The sequence below is a fragment of the Caballeronia humi genome (assembly GCF_001544475.1).
In the GTDB taxonomy this organism is placed as follows: domain Bacteria; phylum Pseudomonadota; class Gammaproteobacteria; order Burkholderiales; family Burkholderiaceae; genus Caballeronia; species Caballeronia humi.
The window spans coordinates 1-13,930 of the sequence record NZ_FCNW02000087.1 but is presented as its reverse complement, the minus strand read 5'-3'; the positions used below and the strand labels follow the sequence as shown (position 1 = coordinate 13,930).

Genomic DNA, 13,930 nt, shown 5'->3' with positions numbered 1-13,930 from the left:
GTCCGCAATGTAGGTTGCGGACGCAATCGTCGCCCTTAAACACCGACGATGATAGGTGTGTTCTATTTAGCGCTTACTTTCATCGGGACCGACCCGAATCCCAGCCCGCCTGCCCGTATAGCCTATGCCGTGCCATAGTCGAATCCTCGATGCACGTGGCCACGGGCACTAAAGATATGTGCTGGCAACGGGTAGTTAAAAAGAAATAGGATTAGCGCAATTCTACAATGCTAGGGCATGCTACAAGGAGGTCGCACGCTCCGCTGCCATTGTCAAAAACGGACGGACAGAAGCGGTGCGGGAAAAAAGGGCTAAGTTCGTTCTCAACCGCCTTTTGCAGCTCACTCTGTATGATCTTGATGTCGATTGGGGGCTTGCTCTTGGCCGGCAACAGAACGTTTATGTCCGCCCTGGTTATGGTGACCGCTTTCCATCATCCGCATCATCTGGAGTCCGCCGGTCCGGAAGAATGCGAGCGTCAGCGTAATGAAGACCGCACCAAAGATGATGTCGAGCACTGTCGTGTAATTGAAACTAATTGCAGCATCCACGACTGCCGTATGGCGTTCCGTCGGAGTCCATCCGAGCGTCTGGAACAGGACTTCGACCGCCAGTGCTGCTGAGACCATCGCGAGATAGAAGGTCACCGCGAGGAAGAAGGTCATTCTGCCGCCGTAGTACTTGCGGAAGATGTGGAGAATCGGAATGATAATCAAGTCGCCGAAGATAAAAGAGGCGACACCGCCGAAACTGATACCCCCGTTCCACAGCACTGCAGCGAGTGGCACGTTTCCGACCGAACAGGTGAACGACGCAACGGCAATCAACGGGCCGACGAGTGCACCCCATATCATCGCGGTCGTGGGGTGACCGACAAGGAAGAATTTTTGCCAGAAGCTGTCCGGAACCCAGGCGCCGAGCGCGCCCGCAATTAGCAATCCAATACCGATGTCACGCCACAGCATTGACCAGTTCATCACGTAGCTATGGCTGATAGCAATCCAACCGTCTTTGGATGATAGGCGTTCCTTCCAGGTGCCGTGCTGTGCTCCCATCGACATGGCCGCATGACCTTCCATGTCGCCAGCGAGACCTTTGTCCGCCTGTTCAATAGCTTCGGATTTCAGCGAGTCCTTGAGAAAGAATCGGAAAAGCAGCACCAGGATGACAATCATGACTGGGCCACCGATAAATTCGGCGGCAGCAAACTGCCAGGAAATCAGTACCCACATCAGGACCCCCAGCTCAAGCACTAGATTCGTCGCGGCGAACTGAAACGCCATTGCGGAGGTAAAGTCGCTGCCCTTACGCACAATTGAGCGTGCCATGGCAACGGCGGCGTAAGAGCAAGAGGACGACGCCGCACCCAGCAAGACGGCGACCGTTAGCGAGCGAGGCGATGCGTCGGGCAGAAGCTTCGACATCTCGGACTTCGAGACCGCGACTTCAATCACGGCAGAAAATAGGAAGCCCAGACTTAATCCCCAGAACATCTGCCACAACATGGTGAAAGACATCCACAATGCATGACCGAGCGCAGTGACAATCTGCATCGCAATCTCCAGCATGAACAATCCTGTACGTGCGGTAGCAATCAGATAGAAAGTCGCATATCAGTGATTTCTGCTGCCGTTGTGATCACGCGTGGGACCGTTGAATGAAACCCCGCTTGCTCGATGCCAGCGGCCAGATGATCTAACGGACACACGATTCGATTTTTACAACTCTGCTCGCGGTGTTGATGTCGATTCTTACGTCAGGGTCGAACCGGTGAACAGCCATGGTAATCGAGATCTCACACCCGCCACATGATGTGTCCGTGACTCTAAGTTCCATTTTTAGCTCTAGTAGCAAGTCAGAAGCCCAACTATGAACATTGCCATTATGGTAAGGTCAAGAGAGGACAACTCGCTTAGCCGAACCGGCACTATCGCAGCGCAGCAATGGCCCCTGATGGAAACCGGCGAAGGACAATTGGGGGCCGGCGTTGAGCTCGTGCTAGGAACCGGAAATTTTCAAGCTAGTTGTCGCCTCAACGAATAAATATCAGGCGGCTTTTCTCTCCTGGTTGCGAGGTTGTAGGGTGACGCCCGGGTTATGGATGCGATCGGGATTCAGATGCACGGTGTCAACGCGCTGCCAGTTGCGGGTGGGGCCTTTCCATCGGAGCGGATTGCGCTGCCTTGCCGCCTGGTAAAGCGCAGCGCGTCGAAGCAAAATGTCCTGATCGAGGTTGGCATGTAGATTGTCAATTACGATGGCCGCCCGGGCGACAACTATCTTGGCCGGTCGACGGGGTTAGTTGTCGCTGCTCAACTCGGCATAGTTGTCGCTCCTTCCGATTCGGGGTGGGGTAATTGACGCCGCCGCGCGCGCTTGTTGTCGTCGGCGCTGCGACGCCGGTAGCTTTCCACGTTCAGCTCGAAGATCGTCGAGTGATGGACCAGTCGGTCGATGGCGGCGACCGTCATTGAGGGATCGGGGAAGACATCATTCCAGCCGGAGAACGCGGCGTTGGCCGTGATGAGAAGGCTTCGACGCTCGTATCTTTCCGCAATCAATTCGAACAGCACGCTCGTTTCGGCCTGGTCCTTTCTGACGTACGACAGGTCATCCAGGATGATCAGATCGAAGTGATCGAGCTTGGCGAGCATCGATGGCAACTGCAGGCTTTGGCGTGCCGCCTGCAGCTTCTGCACGATTTCGCCGGTGCGTGTGAACAGCACCCGGTACCCGGCGTCGATCAGCGCATGACCAATGCCGGAGCCTAAATGGCTCTTCCCGGCACCCGGCGAACCCGCAACACACTGCCCATCATCATCATTGCGACGATGTCGTTGTCCGCTATCCGTTTCACCCCCGCTGCGGCGAGCGCGTTAATGTCATTGGAATGAATCGCTATCGAGGCGAGTCGTATCTGATCATCATGCAAGCCGATGGCACTCGCGCTCATCTTCCGCCGTGGATGACGGGCGACGCAGCAGCTCGTATGTCTATCGTTGTGCAGCCGGAATTACCGCACGGGGCGTTAATCGAACTTCAACGCCTGGTCAGCGCCGCTTTATCTTGTTCTGTGTTGCTAACGCACAGGGGATACGGTGATGCGCAAACAGGTGATGAAGCAGCACGATCTGTTCGAGGGGAGCAGCGAGGAAGGACCTCTGCCGGCGGAGGTGTTAGCGGAAGTAGTAGAGCAGCTGACACTGTTGATGCATTCGGTGATCAATGCAATCGAGATGGAGGTGCGCGATGAACAAGATCCGCTCTGAGCATCTCTCGCGCCTCGCCTATGTCTACGTTCGTCAGTCGACGCTGGACCAGGTGCAGCACAATCACGAGAGCCAGATACGGCAGTATGGACTCGCCGATCGCGCCCGTGGGCTCGGCTGGCCTGAGGTTACGGTCATCGATGACGACCTGGGCCGCTCGGGCTCGGGTATCCATCGCCCCGGCTTCGAACGCCTGCTGGCCGCCCTTTGTAGCGGCGCGGTGGGCGCGGTATTCTGCATCGAAGCGTCCCGGCTCGCGCGCAACGGGCGTGACTGGCACACCTTGCTCGAATTCTGTCGGCTCGTCGGAACGATCCTGGTGGATGAAGATGGAGTATATGATCCGCGCGAGCCTAACGACCGCCTGCTGCTCGGCATGAAGGGCACGTTATCCGAGATGGAACTCTCGACGTTTCGCCAGCGCTCCCAAGCCGCATTGGATCAGAAGGCCAAGCGAGGCGAGTTGTTCATGACCGCACCGATTGGCTATATGCGTGTTTCGAACAACCGCATCGAGAAGGATCCAGATCGACGTATTCGTGAAGCGCTCGATCTGGTGTTTCGGAAGTTTCGGGAGTTTGGTAGTGTAAGGCAGGTGTTAATCTGGTTTCGAGAGGAGCGCATTGAGTTACCGGCGGCAAGCTATGGTCCGGAGGGACGTTATATCGTCTGGAAACTACCGGTCTATAACACCCTGTGGCATGTGCTGACGAATCCCACCTACGGCGGGGCATACGCGTTCGGCAAGACCAAGACGATTGTGCGCATTGAGAGCGGTCGCAAGCGGCTGTACAGTGGCACGCACGTCAATCGCGAAGAATGGCAGGTCTTGATCGTCGAACACCACGCGGGATACATTAGCTGGGACGAGTACGAGAGCAATCGCAAATTGATCACCGACAATGCCAACATGAAGGGCAACATGGTCCGGGGTGCGGTCAAACGTGGCGGTACGCTGCTGGCCGGTCTGATCCGTTGCGGTCATTGCGGTCGCAAGCTGCACGTCGCGTATTCAGGCACCAAGGGCGACATCGGGCGCTATAGCTGTCAGGGCAGCATGATCAATCATGGCGGCCCACGCTGCATCTCATTCGGTGCGTTGCGCGTAGACCAGCGCGTTGCTGAGGAGGTTCTACACCGACTTGAACCATTGGGAATTCGCGCATCGTTGGACGCAATTGAACGCAAGCGCCTGAATGAGGATGAGCGAGTCCGGCACAAGGAACTGGCGCTCGAGCAGGCGCGATACGAGGCTGCTCGGGCGCGTCGGCAGTACGACGCTATCGATCCCGATAACCGGCTCGTAGCTTCTGAGCTTGAGCGTCGGTGGAATGACGCATTGGCAACGCAAGCGCAGCGGCAGGGCGAACTAGATTCGCTCCGTGAGCAACCCGCAGACTCACTCAGCGCCGCCGCGCGCGACGAGCTCATGAGATTAGGCACTGACCTTCCCAGGTTGTGGAATCACCCTGCCAGTGCCATCGAAATCAAGAAACGTATCTTGCGCACCGTGCTCAAAGAGATTGTCGTTGTGAAGCAGGACCACACCATCCGGGTACTCCTACACTGGCAAGGGGGCGATCACACTGAGCTCGAATTCGAAACGAATCGGGCCGGTCAGCATCGCTGGGCCACTGACGTCGGCACGATCGACATCGTTCGAGCCTTGGCGAGAACGCTCGCCGACCAAGGCATTGCTGCTGTCGTTAATCGTTTAGGAAAACGCACGGCGAAAGGGCTTTCATGGACAGCGGCGCGAATTTGTATCTTGCGCAAGGACCACGCGATAGCCGCTTATCGCGAAGGAGAGCGGCAAGATCGCGATGAACTGAACGTTTCGGAAGTCGCGGCGCTATTAGGCGTCAGTGCACCGACCGTGTTTCGGCTGATCCGCATCAAGCGATTGCCTGCCACGCAGGCCTGTCTTGGCGCACCGTGGATTTTGCGGCGCGTCGATGTCGAAGCCTTGATCACAGCAAGAGGTGCAATCGAGGGGCCGCAATCAGGTGATCCGAATCAACTATCCATTGATCTTCAATGACATAGGGAGATGAGCATTATGTCTCGTGTCCAGGTGGCCCAAACAGCAGGATCGTGGCGCCTTTCTCGAGCCACGAGTCGCCGCTCGCGAGCGCCATTACATGTGCCTTGGACACCATTGGTACCAAGCCGAAGTCGAAGGCCTCGAGCGTCTTGCTTGGGTCCAAATGCGATTCGACGCGATGCCGCTCGATGCGCCGTTTCGCGCGCTCGGCCAGTTCGTGCTCGAGCAGCGCGCCAAGCAGGCGCGTCGATGGCCAGCCTTCCTTGTCGGAGCGCTGTGTGAACTCGGACCATAACCGCGCGATCGTCGGCAAGCGCAACTCGGTGAGCATCAGCCCCATACGGGCGGCATCGTAAATTGCGGGCGCGTTCATACCGATGCCTCCTTGCCAAGCAGCGTGTCGTAGAGAGCGGCCGTCGGCATGTCCACAGCCACGTCTGGGCATTGCGCCTGCCGCGGCGCAAATTCATTCTGTAGTTGCTCGAGATCGGGCAGCTCGCCCGCGGCGAGCAACGCCTCGAGCCGCTCAGCAAGAACGGCCTCGACTCCGTGATTCGCGGCCAGTTCCAGTAAGCCGACCATGGTCTTGCAGGCTTCGCGCTGCGTGAGCCGAGCCTCAAGCCGCTCCCACGTCCGGCGGTACGCCTCGCGCGGAAACAAGTCGTCGCGAAACGCCAGCCCCTTGAACGCCTGGGGCTTGCGCTTGAGCGCCTCAATGAAGTGCCGGTAGTCGAGCTTGCGACGGCGGCTATTGGCCGCATGCGAGCCCCGTGCTGTGCTGTGCACGAGCGCGCCGGACAGATAGCAGTCGAGGTGATCGGCATAGACGCGCACCTTCAGACGGTGACCAATCAGGCGCGACGGCGCGCTGTAGAGAATGCCCCGCACGGTGAAGGTGCCACAGCGTGTCACGCGTGCTTCCTCTTCGATGAAGTCGGTCGTGCGATGTGCGGGCAAATCCTGCAAATGTTCGCGCTCAGCGTTAAACGCCGCTGCGTTACGACGGTTACGGCGCATGACGACGTCGCGAACAAACGCCTCATAGGCAGCACGATCGTCGAAGTCGCGATGGCCACGCAGCATCAGCGCCTGGTCGATCGCCTCCTTCAGATGGCGGTGCGAGGATTCCACACTACCGTTCTCATGGGCCACGCCGACGTTATTGCGCGTGCCGGCCATGCCGTAATGCACCAGCAGTGCGTCATAGCGAGCCGTGAAGTCCTCTTCAGTCTGCAAATTCTTGAACGCTGCCGATAGGCTGTCGGTGCGATGCTCATGCGGGCAGCCGCCGGCCTGCCACAGCGCGTTCTGTAATCCGGTGGAGAGGGCCTCGAAGCTCTCGCCACCTTCGACGACATAGGCGTATTCCCAGTGCGAGAACGCGAGCACGAAGTGATAGAGCCGGTGATCGAGGGGCGCGCCGGCGACCGTCACGCGCAAATCCCGCATGTCGGTAAAGTCCGAGAGCCCCTGCACGCCGGGCAAGTGCTGCTGCGGGAAGAAGATCTCCTTGCCAGGGCCCTCGAGTGCGCGCCATTGGCTGACGCGCCGCTCGAGCGTACGCCGCATGCTGTCAGGGAAGAGGCCCGGATGCGCCTCCTGCAGCTTGCACAGCAACGTGATGGCCTTGAGCCGGGGCGCGTGGCGCAGCAATGGCACGACCTCGCTCTCCCAGACCTCCGCGAACGGATCGTGACGTGTACGCCACGCGCGCGATGACTTCTGCGACGGCAGCCGGCCGTCATGCTCGATGCGCCGGGCCGTGCGAACGCTCATGCCCGCCATTGCCGCGGCGACTTCCTGAGTGTGATGTTTGCGCTTGCTCATATAGAGTCGGACCTGCTGGTCCGTTACGTAGGTTCCAGGCATGACTGTTCGCTTCTTGTTCGACGCGATCAGCCATCGTAAAACCCCGCTACTCCGGCGCCGCCGGTAGTTCGTCGTCTCCGGCGGCTACGCCGCCTTTGACTCCTCACCACCGGCCAAGGTAACTGTCAAAGGACCGGCCAAGATAATTGTCGTTCTCTATTGGCATGACGCTGCGCCGGCGTCACGAACCGGATCGCGCTGTGACGATGCTCCTCGTTGTACCAGCGCACCAGCGCGCCCACCCAGGTGCGCGCGGCGAACAGGGTATCGAACGCCTTGAGAGGATAGGCAGGCCGGTACTTCAGGGTCTTGAACAGCGACTCGGAATACGGGTTGTCGTTGCTCACGCCGGGGCGACTGAGCGACGGCATGACGCCCAGCGCCTGGAGGGTTGCGAGCATCGTCGCGCCTTTCATCGGGCCGCCGTTATCGGAGTGCAGGATCACCTGTTCGGGCTGTATCGATTCGCGTGCGCAAAGGTCTCTGAGGACTTCGCTGGCCAGCGCGCTGCTTTCCTCGGCATAGACCTGCCAGCCGACAATCTTTCGGCTGAAGACATCGAGAAACAGATACAGATAAAAAAACTGTCCACGAATCGTCGCCGGCAGGTAAGTAATGTCCCAGGAATACAGCTGGTTCGGCGCGTCGGCGCAGACTGCGCGCGGTTTGCTGCGTGCGCGGGTCGGCCGTTCGCTGCGCCGGTGGGCGAGCTGGTTCGCTTCGCGCAGCACCCGGTAAAACGTCGATTCCGAGGCAATGTAGCGTTGCTGGTCGGCCAGTCGTGGCACGATCTGGCTCGGTGGCAGATGAGCGAATTCAGCAGAGTTAGCCACCGCCAGCAGTTCGGCGCGTTCATCGGCCGACAGCTTGTGGGCAGGCTCATGGCGGCGCAAGGTGCGCCCGTCCACCGCTTCAGGACCGGCGCCTTGCCAGCGCTGCACGGTGCGCGCGCTCAGCCCCAGCATGGCGCACGCACGTGCCTGGCGAGCCCCGGCTGCGATGGCCTCGTCGATCAGAGCCTTCAATGTCGCGCGCTGTTCGGCAGAAGTCATTCGTCCTCGTCCCCGAACAGCGCCTGATACTTTTTTGAGAGCACCAGCAACGCAGCCGCTTCCGCCAGAGCCTTGTCCTTACGCTTGAGTTCGCGCTGCAATTGCGCATTGGCCTGTTTGAGATCGCGCACTTCCGGCGCGTTGGCGCGTGGGCTCACGGTGTCGCCAGAGCAGAACTGCGCACGCCACTGGGCCAGATGATGGACAAACAGGCCCCGTTCGCGACACCACGCGTTCAGTGCCTCCTCATCCAGTCCATGGCTCTGTTGCAAGGCCAGCAGGCGCTCTTCCAGAGACCAGTCTTGTGGGCGCCGTGCATCGCTCGGGCCCGGATTGCGGCTTGCGGCGTTAGACACCCGGATCCACTTCCTCAAGGTTAATACATTCATGTTCAGTTCCGCGGCAACCGCTCCGACGGAGCGGTTGCCGCGTTGCAGGGCCTTCGCCAGCGCCTGCTCTCTGAATTCTACAGAATACGTCTGTTTCGTCTTGATCGTCTTGAACCTGCACCTCTGAGTTCTCTTCAAATGATGAAAATTCAGAGGCGACAACTAGTGTGACGCCGGGGGGAACGACGTCCACTTACTGCAGCAGGCTTAAATTCGACCTGCGCGGAGGCGTTCGAGGGACGCGATTGAGCTAAACCACCCGCGAAGACGCCGCCGTAGTCGGTGGCCACGCATAGCTTGCGCGTGAAAAAGCCTGAGTGGTGCGTGGAAGACACGCCTTCCCGAACGCCGCCCACGCAAATTTGCGTGAAAACCACCATGGGAGAAGCTTCACACTGAGGCGATCGGTCAAATGACGCTGATCGTCGCGTTAGTGCGCGCCGGTATGGTCGTCATCCGGTGCAAGGCGAAGCCTTTAGAAAGCTTCGCTGCACATCTCACGCAATACCATGGCGCCGTAGCAAGTGCCTGACTAGGCGTCGACATGTGTTGGCCGCCTTCCGATTGCGCTGGGGTCGGTTCATGCCAGAATGCAATCGCAATAGCGATCCTTAAATCAACTGATGGAAGAAACAAAGCGGACACGTCGATGAAAATCAAGAATCTTCGCGTCGGCACTGCGCAGTTCGTCGCCTTAGGCATCGCTTCCTGTCGAGCAAAACGAGACGGAAAATAACTCCGAGTGAGAAAAATTGCAGACGCTTCGCGTAGGTTGGCATACCGTCTAAAGGCAGTGATTCTCTTCATCTTCGCGCTCGAGGTCCATTCGATCCCGGGCGAGCTTGTCTTACGATCAGCTTCGGGTCGCCGCACGGAGAACGAGAACTGCGTTGGTGCCCCCGAAGGCGAACGAATTTGACAACATTGTGATTATTGGCACCCGGTCCCGGGCCACATTGGCGACATAATCAAGATCGCAGGCTGGATCGGGGATGTCCAGGTGCATTGTCGGCAGCAGCGTATGATTCTTCATCGCCAAGACGCAAAGTAAGCACTCGAGCGCACCGGATGCGCCCAATAGATGGCCATGGATAGACTTCGTTGCGCTGATTGGAATTTCGTATGCTCGGGCGCCGAATGCCGCCTTGATGGCAGCAGTTTCAGTTAAGTCGTTCGCATGCGTCCCTGTACCATGAGCGTTGATCGCATTGATCTCAGATGGGGGAACATTCGCTGCGACGAATGCTGCCTTCATGGCGGAGGCCTGGCCTTCGATACTCGGGCGGGTAATATGACCCACGTCGGTTGTAATGCCGTAACCCAGCACTTCACCATAAATCGATGCGCCGCGAGCAACCGCGTGCTCCCAGGACTCCAGTACTAGAATTGCTGCACCCTCAGCCAGCACCATGCCACTTCGATTTTTCGAAAACGGCTTGCATGTGGCTGAAGGGTCATCATCGTCGACGGTCGCGAGCGTGTGAAGTGCTTCCCACGCCTTCAAGGAGCCGCAAGAAAGCGGGGCTTCCGTACCGCCGGCGATTGCCATGTCAAGCCCGCCATGCATAATGCGCCACCACGCTTCGCCGATAGCCACCGTGGACGATGAACAAGCCGTCGAGTACGTCAGACAAGGTCCGCATAACCCGTATTCGATACTGATCCACGCCGCCGGCGCGTTGTACATGCCCATTAGCACCGTGAACGGCTTGATCCGATCCGAATGTTCGCCATACAGTGTTTGATAGCCTTGGTCGAGGGTTTGGGTCCCTCCCATTCCCGTGCCAATAAACACTCCTGTACGACCCTGATTTAGCCGGCTTGCCTCAATGCCCGAACTCGACACGGCCTCGCGGGTGGCCACCAGCGCGAATTGGCTCAGCCTGTCGAGCATGCGCAACTTTGCCGGATCGAAATGGTCGATGCCTATTAGTTGCGCGGTTCCCGCGATTGAGGAGCTAGATCGATACGTCACAGAATCAAGACGGCGGATGCCTGAGCGTCCTCGGTAAGCATTCAAGTAGGCCTCTTCGGCATTGTTTCCCAAGGGACAAACCGTGCCTAGGCCGGTAACCGCTACCCGTCTCATGGCGACGCTTGTTTCGACGCGATCCCTGACGTCGCGTCAGGGGAGTGCTGCCGCGCGATTTGCTCGTCGATGAAACGAGCGACATCGCCGAGGGTCGCTAGAGGAGCGGATTCCGAAGAGATCTTAATGTGAAATTTATCTTCCACATTGAAAAGCAACTCCGCGACGGCGAGCGAGTCTAGCCCGAGCGCTTCGAGCGCGGCGCCGGGGACCAATGCCGTAGTGTCGAGGCTATAGTCCTGTGCCAGCTTAGTGCGGAGCCAATCGAAGGTTGTGTTCATAACGATTCAGTGGACAGGCAAGTGATAGAGGCGGGCTGTGAACCCGAAGCTCAAACCGGAATAAAAAGAGCGTTGGGAATTCGCACCCTAAGGAATGGAGGTCGGCCAGAGCGCTACGTGAGCGAAATGATGTTGGGCTAGTCGGGCGACATCGGCGGGGTGGATGGCGCAGCGTATCTTTCCAGCCCATCGCGAGCCCGAAGGCAAAAAGCCCGGCCAACGCTTCGCCAGCGCGAGCAGAAGTGCGCTACCGCGCGGATGCATGCTGGCATGCGCAAATGCGCAGGCGAGTCTGATGCGCGGAACAAACTGCCGCCTCCACTCACGTTCGTAGCGCCGGGCCACAAGGCGCTGCCAAGTCCGACCACGTGATAAACGATCAGGCGAGGCATCCTCACCAAGCAATTGCATACACAACAGCCACGCAGACTGCACGGCCATGCTGATGCCTTCGCCGATAATAGGATGGGCTTCGCCCGCAGCATTCCCAATGCGGAACAAACCGTCTTCGGCGCTGAGGCGAATGCCGGGATAGATCGGCCCCGCTCCGATCCAAGGACCCTGCCTAGAAGCCTTGTCCAGCACTTCGCCGGCTCCAGCGCACTGTTGTCGAAGCATCGCTTCGAAGCACTCGCCGGCGCTTGCACCCAGCTTTCCACGACGCAATACGTCAAGTTTGTCACGCCGAAGGCACCCGGCGACGGTAGTGACGTCTCTTTCTGTGACAACCATGCCACCGTAACCGCCGTCGAACGAGAGCACTGGAAGCAGCCCCTCTTCTAACGAGGCGCCTGTAAAGTTGGCTTTGAAGGCGAGCAGATCGGACGGTCGGCGTTGTCTGCGGGGAGGGTCCGATGGGAGCGCCTCCCAAGAACCGTGCGCGGCTATGGCCACGCGCGCCCGCAACGTCGACGTAGCGAAGACATTAAGATCGCGAACGTCGCAGCGCCATGCTCCCGGGCCACCGACAATGCCGACCAGTGAGCACGGCTGAAAAAGTTGCACGCCAAGCTCGCGGGCGTGCTCCGCCAAGAGCGTGTCAAGTGTCTCCCGACCAAGGGCCCGGCTCCACCGATATGCACTGTCAGGTGCCTGGGGAAAGTCGGACACGACCGTGTCGGGACCGCGCATCAGTGCGAATCGTTGCAAGTTGGGCCCGGCCGCGTGTGTCAACTCGTGTTCAATTCCAAGCGCGCTAAGCAGGGGCAACGCACTGGGCGAAATGCACTCTCCGCACACCTTACGGCGCGGGAAGCTCTGCTTTTCTACGAGAGCAACCGACCATCCGGCGAGCGCCAGCAGAATTGCGGCCGTCGAACCGGCGGGACCCGCCCCAACGATCAATGCGTCGAAATTGGTTCGCATTATTCACCCCCGACGCGTTGAGCGCGAAAGCAATGGCTGAAAAGTCCCGCCTGAAACTCGCCCACCTGCCACTGTATGCCGCGGGCCGGCCAGAGTGACCGGAGTTCTTGGTCGCGAAAGCCCGCATGTACGCTTAGAACGGCGTCGTGGCGCGTGACTGCATTGACCCCGAGCGCACCGATTACGTGGCTTCCCAGCAGAGCGAGCCAACCCCGACGCGGCTCACATGCGAAAAATCGTTCGGTCGACGCCGATATCCCCTCGAAGAGCGAGACCAGTTGCGAAGTTTCAAAATGGTGTAGAAAAAGCGTTGTGATAATCAGATCCCATCGATCACTTGCCAACCCAGGCCGCTCAAACGAGTTTTCTCGGCCCCAGTCGACAACGTCCTTTTTGTAGCCCAGCGCCTTCCATCCGAGTCTCGCATAGCATTCGACTGTCTCGCGCGTGACCAAGTCCTGTCGATCGAGCAGGGTCAATTCAACATCAGGGCTACCAACGCTCAGCCTTTGCGCGACTCTTAACATCAGCGTGCCATCGCCGGCGCCGAGTTCAAGTATTCTAAGTGGTGCCTGTGCTGGCCGGGACGCCAGCATTGCTTCAAGCGCACGCCCTACGATTGAACGCGTGCCCATGACGCGATGTACTCGTTGCAGGTCGCGCCGAGACCGCTTCGCGCGCGGATCCTCCTCATCAAGCACGTCAAGCGTTTCGGCGGTCACGGTTCGCGGATATTTCACGGCAGTTAGTCAGGAAAACGCAAATCATTGTCACTCATGCGCCGGCCTCGGGCGCAACTCTCAGCAGTGCGCCATGGCAGCTGAAGCCTGCACCAAATGACGACATCCACCACCACCCACCCGGGGCCTTATCGGCCAATGCTGCTTGCAGCACAAAATAGACGAAGGCGCTTGACATGTTGCCGTATTCACGCAGCATTGCCGCACTGTATTGTAAGTCCCGCGGCTGCAAGTCGAATTCGCGCTCAAGAGCGAGCAACACGTCGCGTCCGCCTGCATGCAGAATCCATGTACCAACGTCCGACGGGCTTAAGCGACCGCGGTCGAGCAAGGTATCGAGCACTTGGCGCGCGTACTGGCCGGCGAGCGAGGGAACGGCGCGCGTTAGAACGTTCCGTAACATGCCTTCGCGCTGTTCGAACATGAGCGCTTTACGCTTACTTGGATCGATCAACGATATGCTATCGATCCATTCGATCTGGCGCGAGGTCGAAGTCGGTTGACACGATAAGACGGCTGCTCCAGCTCCGTCGCCGAACAGACATGCGCTAACGATTACGCCGGGATCGTCGTCGAGATACATCGCCGCACTGCTCACTTCAACGCAGATGGAGAGGACATGCTTGCAGCCACCCGACGGTACGGATGACGAAGATCGTAGTAATGCGTGCCCGAGCTGCATGTTCGGTAGGGCAGCCGCGCAGCCTTGACCCACTAGGGCAATGCTGAAAAAGGTCAACGCATCAGGGTGGCAGGCCGTTTATATTGAATGAGACAAAAGACCCTAGCGATGGCAGCAGATCAAGGCGCCGGCTTCGAGCAGTATCGTCGG

The 13,930-nt window shown here is 58.9% G+C and carries 12 protein-coding genes and 3 pseudogenes; 3 read left to right on the top strand and 12 right to left on the bottom strand.

Going from position 1 to position 13,930, the window contains the following annotated elements; all coding sequences use genetic code 11:
* Positions 1-341 precede the first annotated feature (341 nt).
* Both AWB65_RS32660 and AWB65_RS32655 read right to left on the bottom strand, forming a co-directional pair.
* Positions 342-1,568: a permease gene (locus tag AWB65_RS32660; RefSeq protein WP_235007982.1), complete on the bottom strand. Its 1,227-nt coding sequence runs from the start codon at positions 1,566-1,568 to the stop codon at positions 342-344.
* A 744-nt stretch (positions 1,569-2,312) separates the two neighbouring features.
* Positions 2,313-2,798 (bottom strand): annotated as a pseudogene (locus AWB65_RS32655) (ATP-binding protein); the annotation flags it as partial.
* A gap of 53 nt (positions 2,799-2,851) precedes the next feature.
* Between AWB65_RS32655 and AWB65_RS38110 the strand changes: the two are divergent.
* The 3 genes and pseudogenes from AWB65_RS38110 to AWB65_RS32645 form a co-directional block, all read left to right on the top strand.
* A pseudogene (locus AWB65_RS38110) lies at positions 2,852-3,040 on the top strand (DUF5372 family protein); the annotation flags it as partial.
* A gap of 61 nt (positions 3,041-3,101) precedes the next feature.
* Positions 3,102-3,269 carry a hypothetical protein gene (locus AWB65_RS36520; protein ID WP_159907925.1) on the top strand — a complete coding sequence of 56 codons (168 nt, stop codon included), beginning with the start codon at positions 3,102-3,104 and terminating at the stop codon, positions 3,267-3,269.
* On the top strand, positions 3,250-5,310 hold the full coding sequence (locus tag AWB65_RS32645; RefSeq protein WP_087670959.1) for a recombinase family protein: 2,061 nt from the start codon (positions 3,250-3,252) through the stop codon (positions 5,308-5,310). The genes AWB65_RS36520 and AWB65_RS32645 overlap by 20 nt, the downstream gene beginning before the upstream one ends.
* Positions 5,311-5,338: 28 nt before the next feature.
* On the opposite strand, the pseudogene AWB65_RS32640 reads toward AWB65_RS32645, so the two are convergent.
* The 10 genes and pseudogenes from AWB65_RS32640 to AWB65_RS32600 form a co-directional block, all read right to left on the bottom strand.
* Positions 5,339-5,686 (bottom strand): annotated as a pseudogene (locus tag AWB65_RS32640) (ATP-binding protein); the annotation flags it as partial.
* The gene (istA, locus tag AWB65_RS32635; protein ID WP_087670958.1) at positions 5,683-7,182 is read right to left on the bottom strand and encodes an IS21 family transposase; all 1,500 of its coding nucleotides are present in this window, start codon (positions 7,180-7,182) and stop codon (positions 5,683-5,685) included. The pseudogene AWB65_RS32640 and the gene istA, both read right to left, overlap by 4 nt.
* Positions 7,183-7,307: 125 nt before the next feature.
* Entirely contained in the window at positions 7,308-8,234 is a 927-nt protein-coding gene (locus tag AWB65_RS32630; protein ID WP_087670957.1) for an IS3 family transposase, read from the bottom strand.
* Positions 8,231-8,785 carry a transposase gene (locus AWB65_RS32625; RefSeq protein ID WP_235007980.1) on the bottom strand — a complete coding sequence of 185 codons (555 nt, stop codon included), beginning with the start codon at positions 8,783-8,785 and terminating at the stop codon, positions 8,231-8,233. Before AWB65_RS32625 ends, AWB65_RS32630 begins: the two co-directional genes overlap by 4 nt.
* Positions 8,786-9,031: 246 nt before the next feature.
* Positions 9,032-9,430: a hypothetical protein gene (locus AWB65_RS36040; protein WP_125474278.1), complete on the bottom strand. Its 399-nt coding sequence runs from the start codon at positions 9,428-9,430 to the stop codon at positions 9,032-9,034.
* A 46-nt stretch (positions 9,431-9,476) separates the two neighbouring features.
* Entirely contained in the window at positions 9,477-10,712 is a 1,236-nt protein-coding gene (locus AWB65_RS32620) for a beta-ketoacyl-[acyl-carrier-protein] synthase family protein (protein ID WP_087670956.1), read from the bottom strand.
* On the bottom strand, positions 10,709-10,993 hold the full coding sequence (locus tag AWB65_RS32615; protein ID WP_087670955.1) for an acyl carrier protein: 285 nt from the start codon (positions 10,991-10,993) through the stop codon (positions 10,709-10,711). Before AWB65_RS32615 ends, AWB65_RS32620 begins: the two co-directional genes overlap by 4 nt.
* A gap of 87 nt (positions 10,994-11,080) precedes the next feature.
* Entirely contained in the window at positions 11,081-12,358 is a 1,278-nt protein-coding gene (locus AWB65_RS32610; RefSeq protein ID WP_087670954.1) for an NAD(P)/FAD-dependent oxidoreductase, read from the bottom strand.
* Positions 12,358-13,080 carry a class I SAM-dependent methyltransferase gene (locus tag AWB65_RS32605; protein ID WP_235007978.1) on the bottom strand — a complete coding sequence of 241 codons (723 nt, stop codon included), beginning with the start codon at positions 13,078-13,080 and terminating at the stop codon, positions 12,358-12,360. The genes AWB65_RS32610 and AWB65_RS32605 overlap by 1 nt, the downstream gene beginning before the upstream one ends.
* Before the next feature lie 52 nt (positions 13,081-13,132).
* Complete coding sequence (locus tag AWB65_RS32600; RefSeq protein WP_268808275.1) at positions 13,133-13,813, bottom strand: 3-oxoacyl-[acyl-carrier-protein] synthase III C-terminal domain-containing protein; 681 nt, start codon at positions 13,811-13,813, stop codon at positions 13,133-13,135.
* Between the last annotated feature and the right edge of the window lie 117 nt (positions 13,814-13,930).

Coding starts and splice junctions, on each gene's coding strand:
- AWB65_RS32660 (WP_235007982.1), bottom strand. CDS start 1,568: ATGCTGGAGATTGCGATGCAGATTGTCACTGCGCTCGGTCATGCATTG.
- AWB65_RS36520 (WP_159907925.1), top strand. CDS start 3,102: ATGCGCAAACAGGTGATGAAGCAGCACGATCTGTTCGAGGGGAGCAGC.
- AWB65_RS32645 (WP_087670959.1), top strand. CDS start 3,250: ATGAACAAGATCCGCTCTGAGCATCTCTCGCGCCTCGCCTATGTCTAC.
- istA (WP_087670958.1), bottom strand. CDS start 7,182: ATGCCTGGAACCTACGTAACGGACCAGCAGGTCCGACTCTATATGAGC.
- AWB65_RS32630 (WP_087670957.1), bottom strand. CDS start 8,234: ATGACTTCTGCCGAACAGCGCGCGACATTGAAGGCTCTGATCGACGAG.
- AWB65_RS36040 (WP_125474278.1), bottom strand. CDS start 9,430: ATGAAGAGAATCACTGCCTTTAGACGGTATGCCAACCTACGCGAAGCG.
- AWB65_RS32620 (WP_087670956.1), bottom strand. CDS start 10,712: ATGAGACGGGTAGCGGTTACCGGCCTAGGCACGGTTTGTCCCTTGGGA.
- AWB65_RS32615 (WP_087670955.1), bottom strand. CDS start 10,993: ATGAACACAACCTTCGATTGGCTCCGCACTAAGCTGGCACAGGACTAT.
- AWB65_RS32610 (WP_087670954.1), bottom strand. CDS start 12,358: ATGCGAACCAATTTCGACGCATTGATCGTTGGGGCGGGTCCCGCCGGT.